Genomic DNA, 11703 nt, shown 5'->3' with positions numbered 1-11703 from the left:
CGTCCCGGATTAAGTGGAACCGCCCAGGTACCCCAAGGTCGCAGACGCCAGTCACCGGCAGATCCGGTGGCTGGCACTCATTGCCTGCGCCCTGCTTGCCGCCTGCGGGGCGTCACCGGACCCCCAGCTTGAGGTCACTGGTCCCACCATGGGGACCTATTATGCGGTCAAGGTTGCGCGCCCCCCCGCGGGGCTCACCCCGGAGGCCCTGCGTGCCGGCATAGAGCGGGTGCTGGGCGGTGTGATCGCCACGCTCTCCACCTATGACGCAAGCTCCGAACTTTCCCGTCTGAATCGTAATCCAAGCACCGATTGGGTGCCGGTCTCGGACGCACTGCGTCAGGTCCTCGCCGCGGGCCAGCGACTCGGCGCGGTGTCCGACGGGGCCTTCGACATTACCGTCGGTCCGCTGGTCAACCTCTGGGGCTTTGGACCAGGGGCGCATGCCGACGCGGTGCCTGCGCCCGAACTGATCCGAGCCGCCCGTGAGCGCGTCGGGTATGGCAAGCTGGAGTTGCGTGCCGACCCTGCGGCCATCCGCCGGCAACGTGGGGACCTCTATATCGACCTTTCGGCCCTGGGTGAGGGTGAGGGCGCGGATCGGATGGCCGCCTGGCTGGAGTCCATTGGGGCCACCGACTATATGGCGGCGGTGGCTGGGACCCTGCGGGTGCGGGGTAAGAATGCGGCGGGCCGCCCCTGGGGCATTGCCATCGAGGTACCGGACCCGGAACAGCGTTCGGTTCAGCGCATCCTGCCGGTCACCGACGGCGCGGTTTCGACCTCGGGCGACTACCGCAACTTTTTCAAGGCCGGCGGTAAACGCTACTCACACCATATCGACCCGCACACGGGTCTCCCGGTCGAACAGCACCTGGCCTCGGTGACGGTCGTGTTGCCGGCCGGCACGGACAGCGCCCGGCGTGCCGACGGGCTGGCCACGACCCTGATGGTGATGGGCGCGGCGCGGGGGCCGGCCCTGGCCGAGGCCCAGGGGCTTGCCGCCTATTTCATCCTGCGAGAGAATCAAGGATTCCGCGAATTGACCACCACGGTCTTCCAGCAGATTGAACATTCTGCGTCCGCAAATGAACGAAAATGATCCTCGGCGGAGACCTCACATGACCGGACTGCTGCGTACCAAGGCGATCAACGCCGACCATCACCTCACGGACACCGGCTTGCGGCGCGTCCTCGGGCCAGTGGATCTCACCCTGCTCGGTATCGGCGCCATCATCGGCGCTGGCATCTTCGTACTGACCGGGGTCGCCGCGGCGACCAAGGCGGGGCCGGCCATCGTGCTCTCCTTTGTGGTCGCCGGCTTCGCCTGCGCCTTTGCCGCGATGGCCTACGCGGAACTGGCGGCGGCCATCGGCGGATGCGGTAGCGCCTATGGCTACAGCTATGCCGGCTTGGGCGAGCTCATTGCCTGGATTATCGGCTGGGACCTGATCCTGGAATACGCCGTAGCGGTCTCGGCGGTCGCTATCGGCTGGTCGGCCTACGTGAATAATGCCCTTCAGGCAGCGGGCCTTGCACTGCCCCCGCAGCTTCTCAAAGGCCCGCTCGAGGGCGGTCTGATCAATTTCCCGGCGGCCGCCATCGTACTGATTCTTGGTCTATTGCTGTCGCTGGGGGTGCGCCAGAGCGTGCGCATCAACGCCGTCATGGTCCTGATCAAGCTGCTGGCCATCGGCGTCTTCATCGCCATCGCCGTCTCCCACGTGCAGCCGGCCAACTGGAGCCCCTTCATGCCCTTCGGTTGGAGCGGGGTGATGGGCGGGGCGGCCTTGGTGATCTTTGCCTATCTCGGCTTCGACGCGGTCTCCACCGCGGCGGAGGAGGCGCGTGACCCGCAACGCGATCTGCCGACCGGCATCCTGGTCTCGCTCGCGGTCTGCACCCTGATCTATATCCTGGTCGCCGGGCTGCTGACCGGCGTGGTCCCTTACCCCACCCTCAATGTTGGGTCACCGGTGGCGGACGTGGTTCTGCGGCTCGGCTACCCCTGGGGTGCCGGGCTGGTGGCGGCCGGGGCCATCGCCGGCCTGACGACGGTGATGCTGGCCATGTACTACGGCTTGACCCGGGTCTTCCTCGCCATCGCCCGCGACGGCCTGTTGCCACCGCTGTTTGCCCGGGTCAACCCGCGCACCCAAACGCCGGTTCGGGTGATCGCGGTGAGCGGGGTGCTGATGGCCGCAATTGCGGGGCTTACCCCCATCGGTGACGTGGCCGAACTGGTGAACATCGGAACCCTGGGCGCCTTCTTCCTCGTCTGTATCGGCGTGGTGGTCCTGCGCTATACGCAACCGGACCTGCCGCGCCCCTTCCGCACCCCCTTTGCACCGCTGGTTCCTCTCCTGGGCGCCGCCTCCTGTCTTTACCTGATGGCGAGTCTGCCGCTCGTGACCTGGCTGCGCTTTGGTCTCTGGCTGGCACTCGGACTGGCGATCTATTTCACCTGGTCGCGCCGCCACAGTGCGCTGGCGGGCAGTGACTGATCGCGATGCCGGTGTTTCCTGGCGATTGAGCGAGCAGCCACCCGCAAGACCTTACCCACCGCCGTTGCTATAAGCGAACCAGCGCTGCAAGTGACGATGTCATAACGATAAGACCGATCGCCGGAGATGAGGAGACATGAACAAGACTATTGCGGGTGCCGTGTGTGCCGGATTGATCGCCATCGGCCATGCCGGTGGCGCAACCGCCAGTTTATATTACATCTTTCAGGACGTGATCGGCGGGAGCGACTTTGCCCCGGTCACCAACGAACGCTATCGCGCCGAGTGCGGCAGTTGTCACCTCGCCTTCCCCCCGCGGCTGCTGACCGCCGCGGCCTGGCAGGACCTGATCGGCAAGCTCAAGAACCACTTCGGGGATGATGCCTCCTTGGCCCCGGCCGTGACCAAGGAGCTGCTTGACTACCTCGTTGCGAATGCCGGGCAGTTGAATATCGAGGACCATACGCCTTTCGTCACGACCACTGCCGCCGATAATCCGCCGCGCATTACCGACACCTTCTTTTTTACCACCAGACATTCTCGTCAGGTCTCCTTGCAGGAGGTTAAAGCGAATCCGAAGGTCGGGAGCTTTGCCAATTGCGCGGCATGCCATCCCAACGCCGATAAAGGCAACTTCAGCGACCACGAGGTCGCTATCCCCGGCAAGGGCAAACCGCAAGACTGAGCGTGCGTGGCGGTCCGCCGCGTAGGGGCTGGTTTCAAACCCGCCCCCTATGATCTGTTTCTAAATTCAAAGGGGCGGGCGAGGTGCCCTAGACTATGCTGCACGAATTGATCGATTGGCTCCTGCTCACCGTCCACGACTGGGGCTACGCGGGTATCTTCATCCTGATGGCCCTGGAGTCGACCGTGCTGCCCGTCCCCAGCGAGTTGGTCGTGATCCCGGCCGGCTATCTCGCCTATCAGGGGCAGATGAGCATCTACCTGGTCTTCCTCGCGTCCACCCTGGGGAGCCTCGCCGGGGCCTTTATCAACTACACCTTTGCGCTCCTGGTGGGGCGGCCCTTCCTCGAGCGTTATGGTCATTATTTCTTTGTGCGGCCGGCCCTCCTGCATAAGACCGACGACTTTTTCGCCCGCCACGGGGCCATCTCGACCTTCACCGGCCGCCTGATCCCCGGTATCCGACACCTGATCTCGCTGCCGGCCGGGTTGAGCCGGATGAATCTGCTGACCTTCAGCCTTTATACCAGTCTGGGTGCCGGTCTGTGGAGCACTGTCTTGATCGCCATGGGCTGGTTCATTGGCGGCAATGAGGGGCTGCTCAAGGAGAACCTGCCGTTGGTGACCGGCGCGGTTCTGGTGTTCGTGGGTCTGATCCTGACCGGCTATGTCCTGTGGCAACGGCAACGGCAACGGTCTCGGGCCGATCTGCGACGAGCGGCATAGGCCAACCGCGCCGCGCGCAACGCCCTGTCAATCTCCGGCCTTGCATTGATCCTAAATCCGGAAGTCGCTCACGCCAAGGCGCCAAGGCGCCAAGAAAAATCATGAGCATCTGGACAGCATCCGAATCACCCGACGGGTGAGTAGCCAAGCGGCGATAACGCATGGCAAACCCTTGGCGAGCTTGGCGAGCTTGGCGCCTTGGCGTGAGAAGCGCTCTTTCTTGGTTGATACCGCTCGTCGCGCCCCCGGGCCGCGACGGATTAGCGCGTTAATTTAGTGTCCGGCGCCCACGGGTGGCAGCAAACGCGCCTTCACATCCAACCCCACCCCCTTGCCGACAAAGCGAGTGTCGGCGACCTGGCTCAGGTCGACATCATTGGCACGGTAGAGACCGGCGGCCACCATGGCATCATAAAAGTCACGGATGCGCTCAGTATTAATGGCCCCGATGCCTTGGGTCAGGGCGGCACCGGAGTCGACGATCCCCTGGGATTTGAGCAGTGCCAATGAGGCCGCGAGCTCGGCCTCGGTCATCTCCGGGTTGTCCTTGAGCATCAACGCATCGGCCGCGCGATGGTCGCCATACAGATAGTTGACCCAGCCGATGATGGAGGCATCGACAAAGCGCTGAACCAGGTCCGGACGGGTCCGTACCGTTTCCTCACGCGCCTCGATCAGGGTCGAATAGGTGGAGAATCCGTGATCGGCGAGCAGGTGGACGACCGGAATGAACCCGGCCTCGCGCTCCACATAGATAGGTTCGGCCACCGAATAGCCCTGCTGGACCGCCCGTGGATTGGCGAGGAATGGCCCTAACGCATAGTTATAGGGCCGCAACTGCTCGTCGCGGAAGCCGTGTGCGGCCTTGAGCCACTGCCACCAGGTGAATTGGGCGTCCTTGGCGATCAGCACGACGGGTGCGTCCTTGAGCGAGTCGAATGACTCATAGCCCTGACCCGGATGGGCGATGAGCGCCTGCGGGTCCTTCTGGAACAGGGCCGCCACCGCGCGGGTGGGCACGCCGTTCTTCACCGCATCGAATGACTGTAAGAGATTGCCGGTCAGCAAGAAGTCAATCCGTCCGGCGGGCAGCAGCGGGCGATTGTTGACCTGGGGTCCGCCCTGGCGGATCTCGACCGCGAGCCCGTGCGCGAGGTAGGTGCCATCCGCCAGCGCCTGATAGAAGCCGCCTTGGGCGGCCTGCGCCTTCCAGTTAGTGGCAAAGACCACGCGCTCGGGGTCGGCCAGCGCCGCGGTTGCCGCCAAGGCAAGCAGGCCGATCACCAGTCGGGCGATCTTGGGTATGCGTCGTCCGGGCCAGGATGCCGGGACCCAGACCAGGGAGGGCAATCTTTCACCGGGCCTGAAGCCGCCGAATAAGGCAGAACCTTCTACGCGTGCCATTGTCGCCTCCGCATGTGGGTTGATCAGTGCCCGCTCGCCGTATAGCGCCGCCCGAGTAGGAGCCGCGCCAGCACGTCGAACAAGATAAAGATCGCTACTCCGGTGAGCGCGATCAAGAGCAGGGCCGCGTACATCTTGGGGATCTCGGTGCGAAAGCTGGCCTCCAGGATGCGCGAGGCGAGCCCGGTCTCGCGCCCCGCCGCACCCGCCGCGAACTCCGCCACCACCGCCCCGATCAGGGCCAGGCCGCCGGAGATCTTGAGCCCGGCGATGAAATAGGGCAGCGCCGTGGGCACCAGGAGCCAGCGCAGCCGCTGCCAGGGCGAGGCGCGGTAGAGTCGGAACAGGTCCTTGAGCCCGGGGTCGGCGGCGCGCAGCCCGATCAGGGTGTTGGACAGGATGGGAAAAAAGGCGACGATCCAGGCGCAGATCAGCAATGCCGCGGTGGTGCTGTCCACATAGATCAGGATCAGGGGGGCGATGGCGACGATGGGGGTCACCTGCAGGACCACGGCAAAGGGAAAGAGTGCCAGCTCCAGGGTGCGCGACAGGGCGAACAGTGCGCCGAGCAGGATGCCGCTGCCGATGGCGAGTGCCAGGGCGCCGAAGGTGATCTTGATGGTGAAGAGCCAGGAGACGGCGAGCGAGTCCAAGTCGGCCCACAAGGTGGTCAGGATCAGGCTCGGGGCCGGGAGTATGTAGTGTGGAATGCCGGCCAGTCGCACCGTCGCCTCCCAGGCGCCGAGCGCGGTGCAGAACACCAGGGTCGGCAGCCAGACGCTGGCGTGAGGTGCCTTCATGCACGAACCTCAGCGGGTGATGACGATCGGGTCGCCCGCGCGCAGGCGCGAGAACAGGAATTGGGCATCCCCGGCGTGCAGCCGCACGCAGCCGTGGGAGGCCGGATAGCCCGGCAAGCGGCCCTGGTGGATGAAATAATTGCTGCGAAACTGGATCGCGTAGGGCATGGACGCGGGCCGTCCATTGGAGCCGGCGTAGAGGCTGGAGAACTTATGGCGTTGCTTGCTCAGGACCCGGTAAGAGCCACCGGGAGTCCCGTAGCCACGCCGTCCCGAGGACACCGGGCCGCTTCGCACCGCCCGCCCGCCTTCCGAATAGACGAAACGCTGGGAGCCCAGATGGATGGTCAGGCGGCGCGACGAGCCCGCGGGCCGGGCCGGCGGCTTCTTCATGGTGGCCGGGGCCGCCTCGGGCGTCGGTGCGCCGGCACCGCTCGGGCTTGGGGCCGGCGACGGAGCACCGGCACCCAGGGCGCCCCCTGGTGCGCCCGCCGTCTCGGCCGGCCGCGCCTCCGGCGCGGGTGGTGCTGCGACCGGCACGGTTGAGCCGGCCCCCACGGCCGCGCTGGGGTCCTGCGCCCAGCCCGGTGTCAGCGTTAAGGCCGCGCCCAACGCGACCGCGGCCAGGCGGATCAGGAACCCATTTATACGCTTGATTGCCATTGCGATGTTGTACTGGCTCATAGGGCTGGTCTCCGCGGGCGCTTGGCGATCGTTAGCGTGATGGTCATGTTAGGTGACTAACCCCGGTCAAGGGAAATCGGGTATAACCCAGGGCGGTGTGCCGGACCGGCCCCGGCCGCGCCGCCCGCCTGGTATCTATCAATCATTTGCGTTAACTTGCCTTCACTTGCGCACACCGACCCCCGCCCCGGCATGACCGAACGCACCCCCCCTTACCAGGCCCAGGCGCCCGAGCACCTCGCGGGTTCCATCGAGCGCGTCACCTTCCATAGCGAGGAGAGTGGGTTCTGCGTCCTGCGGGTCAAGGTGCGCGGGCAACGCGATCTGGTGACGGTGATCGGCTCCGCCGCCTGCGTCACCCCGGGTGAGTATCTGGAGTGCCAGGGCGAGTGGATCAACGACCGGCAGCACGGCTTGCAGTTCAAGGCCGCACAGTTGCGCGCGGTGCCGCCCTCCACGCTCGAGGGGATCGAGCGCTATTTGGGCTCCGGCATGGTCAAGGGCATCGGCCCGCACTTTGCGCGCAAGCTGGTCCGCGCCTTCGGCGAGCGGGTGTTCGATGTGATCGAGGACAACCCGGATGAGCTGCTCACGCTCCCCGGCATCGGCCCCAAGCGCCAGGCGCGCGTCACCGGCGCCTGGGCCGAGCAGAAGGCGATCCGGGAGATCATGGTCTTCCTCCAGTCGCACGGGGTCGGCACCGCGCGGGCGGTGCGCATCTACAAGACCTATGGGGATGAGGCCATCGCCCGCGTGACCGAGAACCCCTATCGGCTCGCGCTCGACATCCACGGCATCGGTTTCAAGACCGCCGACGCCATCGCCCAACGCCTCGGCATCGCCCCGGACTCGCTGATCCGCGCCCAGGCGGGGGTGCGCCACTGCCTCCAGGAGGTCGCGGGCAATGGACACTGCGCCGCCTTCCGGGAGGTGCTGGCCGAGCAGGCGGCGACGCTGCTGGAAATCCCGGCGCCGATCATTGAGCAGGCGATCCGCGCCGAGTTGCGCGAGGAGAATCTGGTCGAGGAGTCCATCGACGCGCGCCCGGCACTCTTCCTCACCCCCTTGCAGCGCGCCGAGCAGGGCATCGCGCTGGGAGTGCGGCGGCTGCAACAGCGCCCGCCGCTGTGGGGGCGCATCGACCCGCAGCGTGCCATCCCCTGGGTGGAGGGGCGTACCGGCCTGGAACTTTCGCCCTCCCAGCGCACCGCGGTGGCCGCGGCCATCCAGGGCAAGGTCACGGTCATCACCGGCGGCCCCGGGGTGGGCAAGACCACGGTGGTGCGCTCCATCCTCGACATCCTGGCGGCCAAGGGGGTGGAGATGCAGTTGTGTGCCCCGACCGGGCGGGCGGCCAAGCGTCTGGCGGAGTCGACCGGGCGGGAGGCGCGCACCATCCATCGCCTCCTGGAGTTCGACCCCAAGGCGATGGGTTTTAAGCGTGACCAATATTCGCCGCTCGCGACGCACCTGGTGGTGGTGGACGAGTGCTCCATGGTCGACGTGGTACTGATGAACCAGTTGCTGCGGGCGGTGCCGACCGAAGCGGCCGTGCTGCTGGTGGGCGACGTGGACCAATTGCCGTCGGTGGGGCCGGGGGCGGTGCTTGCCGACCTGATCGGTTCCGGGGTGCTCCCCACCTGCCGGCTCACCGAGGTCTTTCGCCAGGCGGCGGCCTCCCGGATCATCGTCAATGCCCACCGTATCAATGCCGGGCGGATGCCGGAGCGGCCCGACGAGGGTCCGGCGGACAGCGATTTCTATCTCATCCCCTGCACCTCACCGGAAGAGATTGCCGACCGGCTGATGCGGGTGGTGCTCGAGCGCATCCCCCAGCGCTTCGGGTTGGACCCGGTGGCGGACGTGCAGGTCCTCACCCCCATGAACCGGGGCGGGCTGGGTGCGCGCTCACTCAATGTAGCGCTGCAACAGCGACTCAATCCGACCGCGACCCCACGGATCACCCGCTTCGGTTGGACCTATGCCCCGGGGGACAAGGTGATCCAACTGGTGAATAACTATGACAAGGAGGTCTTCAATGGCGATATCGGGCGGATCGCCGCCATCGACGAGGCGGAGGGTCTGGTCCAGGTGGAGATCGATGGTCGGCGGGTGGAATACGACCTGGGTGAGCTGGATGAGCTGTCGCTCGCCTATGCCACCAGCATCCATAAGGCCCAGGGGTCCGAATACCCGGCGGTGGTGATCCCGCTGGCGGTGCAGCACTATATGCTGCTCGAGCGCAATCTGCTCTATACCGCGGTGACCCGCGGCCGGCGCTTGGTGGTGCTGATCGCCGAACCGCGCGCGCTGGCGATGGCGGTGAAGCGGGTCGGCTCCAATCAACGCCTGACCCGCCTGCGGCAGCGGTTGCTCGAGGCGATGGCGGATCGCCCCGTCTGGTGACATCACTGGCTCTGGTGACACCGCCACTTCTGGTGACACCGCTCCGCGGTGTCACCCCCATGTGTCAGCCGGTGCGCGGCCCGCGCCCCGGATTTCCGCTCGCGGCTTGTGGTGCCACCCCGGCAACCCAAACTCTTCCAGCTTGCGCGTTCCCGACCCCGGTAAGGCCTGCACCTAACCATGAAACCGACCAGCACCCGCCTACTCACCTTGTCCCTACTGCTCATGACCGCCACTGCCGTGGCACAGGAGTCACCGATGCAAACCGTCCCCCAGGTCGACCTGTCCCGCTTCATGGGTCCTTGGTATGTCATTGCCAATATCCCGACCTTTTTGGAGAAGGGCGCCCACAACGCGGTGGAGTCCTATGCCCTGAACCCCGACGGCACCATCGCCACCACCTTCACCTTCCGTCAGGGCGCCTTCGACGGCCCCCAGAAGGAATACCACCCCAAGGGCTTCGTGGTCCCGGGCACCGGCAATGCCCGCTGGGGGATGCAATTCATCTGGCCATTCAAGGGCGACTACCGGATCGTCTGGCTCGAGCCGGACTACAGCATCACCGTCATCGGCCGCGAGAAGCGCGACTATGTCTGGATCATGGCCCGCACGCCCCAGATACCGGCGGCCAAGCTTGATGAAATCTTAAGCTTCCTCAAAGGCGTCGGCTATGACACCGCCCAGGTCCAGCACGTGCCGCAGCGCTGGCCTTGATCGTCCTTCCGGGACGCCGCAACGGCTCGGCCGCCGACTCGCAGACCCTGGCTTCGCCGGCGGTTTAAGGTCCGTGCCCCCGGAGCGATCGCCATCGCGATGGTGCGCATCCTCGTGGAGATGCTCGAGCCATTCCCCGACCCGGTGCGCAAGGTGCAGGGGCGCGTCTATGACCCCTGCTGCGGCTCCGGCGGCATGTTCGTCCAGACCGAACGCTTTCTGACGAACCACGGTGGGCGCCTCGGCGACCTCGCCATCTACGGCCGGGAGTCCAACTATGTCACCTGGCGGCTGTGCAAGATGAACCTGGCGGTGCGCGGCATCGACGCCGACATCCGCTGGAACAACGAGGGCAGCTTCCACAAGGACGAGCTGCCGGACCTGCGCGCCGATTTCATCCTGACCAATCCGCCCTTTAATATCTCCGACTGGGGCGGGGACAAGCTGCGCGAGGACGCGCGCTGGACCCACGGCGCACCGCCCGCAGGCAACGCCAACTTTGCCTGGTTACAGCACATCCTGTACCACCTGGGACCCAACGGCACCGCCGGGGTGGTGCTCGCCAACGGCTCCATGTCATCCAGCCAGTCGGGCGAGGGCGACATCCGCCAGGCGATGGTCAAGGCCGACGTGGTGGACTGCATGATTGCGCTACCCGGTCAGTTGTTCTATTCCACGCAGATCCCCGCCTGCCTGTGGTTCCTGGCCAAGAACAAGCGCGGCGGCGGCCTGCGCGACCGCCGCGGTGAGGTCCTGTTCATCGACGCCCGCAAGCTCGGCCACCTGGTGGACCGCACCCGGCGCGAGCTGTCGGATAAGGATATCGACCAGATTGCCGACACCTACCACGCCTGGCGGGGCGAGATGGACGCGGGCCAATACGCCGATGTGCCGGGGTTCTGCAAGGCCGCAGTGAAGGAGGTGATCGCCGGCCACGGATATGTGTTAACACCCGGGCGCTATGTGGGGGCGGCGGCGGTGGAAGAGGACGAGACGCCTTTTGCGGAGCGGTTCGCGGCGTTGCAGGATACAATGGCGGGACAGTTTGAGGAGGCGGATCGACTGACGGCACTGATTCGGGAGAAGCTGGCGGGAGTGGTCAATGGAGGTTGAAGCACTGCTCGGCGACTTGCCGGACGATAGGTTATATCAGACACTTGGCGAAGTATGTCGATCAGGTGGCGGCGGTATTCAAACCGGCCCTTTCGGAAGTCAGCTTCACAAGTCAGATTATGTGACTAGCGGTATTCCATCCATTATGCCGCAAAACATCGGCGATAACCGAATCATTGAAGACGGTATTGCTAGGATTAGCCCCGTCGATGCGAAGAGATTAAGTCTTTACTGTGTCCAAGCCGGTGATATAGTCTACAGTCGCAGAGGCGACGTCGAGAGACGAGCGCTTATGCGCAAGCCCGAGACCGGTGGGCTTTGCGGAACAGGTTGCTTACGCGTTCGGTTAGGGACGGTTCACTAACAAGTGGCGCGTTGCTTTAGCGCAACAGACTGTTTTACAAGGTTTCGCGTCGAATTATCGTGTATAACTTGTTTCTGCACCGTTACTTAGGCCACAAAGGCCCAGACCCCAGGTACGCAGCCTTCTATCTCGGCCACCCCCTCGTTCGAGAGTGGATTGTGCGTCACGCCCATGGCGCGACAATGGCTAATCTCAACACTTCAATTCTTTCTTCTTGCCCATTCGTTTTACCTCCGCCTGCCGAACAAGAAGGGATTGCTTCGATTCTCTCCGCTCTCGACGACAAGATGAGCTGAATCGCCGC

Annotated in this window: 11 protein-coding genes; 8 read left to right on the top strand and 3 right to left on the bottom strand. The window is 65.1% G+C overall.

All coding sequences use genetic code 11. From position 1 onward, the window contains the following. The first annotated feature begins 13 nt into the window (after nucleotides 1-13). The 4 genes from QZX93_RS26310 to QZX93_RS26295 all read left to right on the top strand — a co-directional run bounded on the left by QZX93_RS26310 (nucleotide 14) and on the right by QZX93_RS26295 (nucleotide 3914). Nucleotides 14-1102, top strand: a complete 1089-nt coding sequence (locus QZX93_RS26310; RefSeq protein WP_295392025.1) for an FAD:protein FMN transferase — start codon at nucleotides 14-16, stop codon at nucleotides 1100-1102. A gap of 19 nt (nucleotides 1103-1121) precedes the next feature. After that, complete coding sequence (locus tag QZX93_RS26305) at nucleotides 1122-2504, top strand: amino acid permease (protein ID WP_295392023.1); 1383 nt, start codon at nucleotides 1122-1124, stop codon at nucleotides 2502-2504. Between the two features lie 136 nt (nucleotides 2505-2640). Next, complete coding sequence (locus QZX93_RS26300; protein WP_295392021.1) at nucleotides 2641-3189, top strand: diheme cytochrome c; 549 nt, start codon at nucleotides 2641-2643, stop codon at nucleotides 3187-3189. 95 nt (nucleotides 3190-3284) lie between these two features. After that, complete coding sequence (locus QZX93_RS26295; protein WP_295392019.1) at nucleotides 3285-3914, top strand: DedA family protein; 630 nt, start codon at nucleotides 3285-3287, stop codon at nucleotides 3912-3914. 273 nt (nucleotides 3915-4187) lie between these two features. Here QZX93_RS26295 and QZX93_RS26290 read toward each other — a convergent pair whose 3' ends face one another. The 3 genes from QZX93_RS26290 to QZX93_RS26280 all read right to left on the bottom strand — a co-directional run bounded on the left by QZX93_RS26290 (nucleotide 4188) and on the right by QZX93_RS26280 (nucleotide 6802). Then, complete coding sequence (locus QZX93_RS26290; RefSeq protein ID WP_295392018.1) at nucleotides 4188-5264, bottom strand: ABC transporter substrate-binding protein; 1077 nt, start codon at nucleotides 5262-5264, stop codon at nucleotides 4188-4190. 77 nt (nucleotides 5265-5341) lie between these two features. Next, nucleotides 5342-6118: an ABC transporter permease gene (locus QZX93_RS26285; RefSeq protein ID WP_295392016.1), complete on the bottom strand. Its 777-nt coding sequence runs from the start codon at nucleotides 6116-6118 to the stop codon at nucleotides 5342-5344. A gap of 9 nt (nucleotides 6119-6127) precedes the next feature. After that, entirely contained in the window at nucleotides 6128-6802 is a 675-nt protein-coding gene (locus tag QZX93_RS26280; protein WP_295392014.1) for a L,D-transpeptidase, read from the bottom strand. A 192-nt stretch (nucleotides 6803-6994) separates the two neighbouring features. Between QZX93_RS26280 and QZX93_RS26275 the strand changes: the two genes are divergently transcribed. The 4 genes from QZX93_RS26275 to QZX93_RS27540 all read left to right on the top strand — a co-directional run bounded on the left by QZX93_RS26275 (nucleotide 6995) and on the right by QZX93_RS27540 (nucleotide 11695). Next, complete coding sequence (locus QZX93_RS26275) at nucleotides 6995-9208, top strand: ATP-dependent RecD-like DNA helicase (RefSeq protein ID WP_295392012.1); 2214 nt, start codon at nucleotides 6995-6997, stop codon at nucleotides 9206-9208. Between the two features lie 225 nt (nucleotides 9209-9433). Next, nucleotides 9434-9922: a lipocalin family protein gene (locus QZX93_RS26270; RefSeq protein WP_295392094.1), complete on the top strand. Its 489-nt coding sequence runs from the start codon at nucleotides 9434-9436 to the stop codon at nucleotides 9920-9922. Nucleotides 9923-10021: 99 nt separating this feature from the next. Beyond that, entirely contained in the window at nucleotides 10022-11035 is a 1014-nt protein-coding gene (locus tag QZX93_RS26265; RefSeq protein WP_295392010.1) for an N-6 DNA methylase, read from the top strand. Nucleotides 11036-11458: 423 nt separating this feature from the next. Further along, nucleotides 11459-11695 (top strand): restriction endonuclease subunit S, encoded by a 237-nt coding sequence (locus tag QZX93_RS27540; protein ID WP_366761280.1) that lies wholly within the window; start codon nucleotides 11459-11461, stop codon nucleotides 11693-11695. The last annotated feature ends 8 nt before the right edge of the window (nucleotides 11696-11703 follow it).

Source organism: uncultured Thiodictyon sp. (assembly GCF_903946935.1).
GTDB lineage: Bacteria > Pseudomonadota > Gammaproteobacteria > Chromatiales > Chromatiaceae > Thiodictyon.
This window is presented reverse-complemented; position numbering and strand designations above follow the sequence as displayed.

What these genes read in the sequence shown, in the direction of transcription:
- QZX93_RS26305 (WP_295392023.1), top strand. Translation starts at nt 1,122, where the DNA reads ATGACCGGACTGCTGCGTACCAAGGCGATCAACGCCGACCATCACCTC.
- QZX93_RS26300 (WP_295392021.1), top strand. Translation starts at nt 2,641, where the DNA reads ATGAACAAGACTATTGCGGGTGCCGTGTGTGCCGGATTGATCGCCATC.
- QZX93_RS26295 (WP_295392019.1), top strand. Translation starts at nt 3,285, where the DNA reads ATGCTGCACGAATTGATCGATTGGCTCCTGCTCACCGTCCACGACTGG.
- QZX93_RS26285 (WP_295392016.1), bottom strand. Translation starts at nt 6,118, where the DNA reads ATGAAGGCACCTCACGCCAGCGTCTGGCTGCCGACCCTGGTGTTCTGC.
- QZX93_RS26280 (WP_295392014.1), bottom strand. Translation starts at nt 6,802, where the DNA reads ATGAGCCAGTACAACATCGCAATGGCAATCAAGCGTATAAATGGGTTC.
- QZX93_RS26275 (WP_295392012.1), top strand. Translation starts at nt 6,995, where the DNA reads ATGACCGAACGCACCCCCCCTTACCAGGCCCAGGCGCCCGAGCACCTC.
- QZX93_RS26270 (WP_295392094.1), top strand. Translation starts at nt 9,434, where the DNA reads ATGACCGCCACTGCCGTGGCACAGGAGTCACCGATGCAAACCGTCCCC.
- QZX93_RS26265 (WP_295392010.1), top strand. Translation starts at nt 10,022, where the DNA reads ATGGTGCGCATCCTCGTGGAGATGCTCGAGCCATTCCCCGACCCGGTG.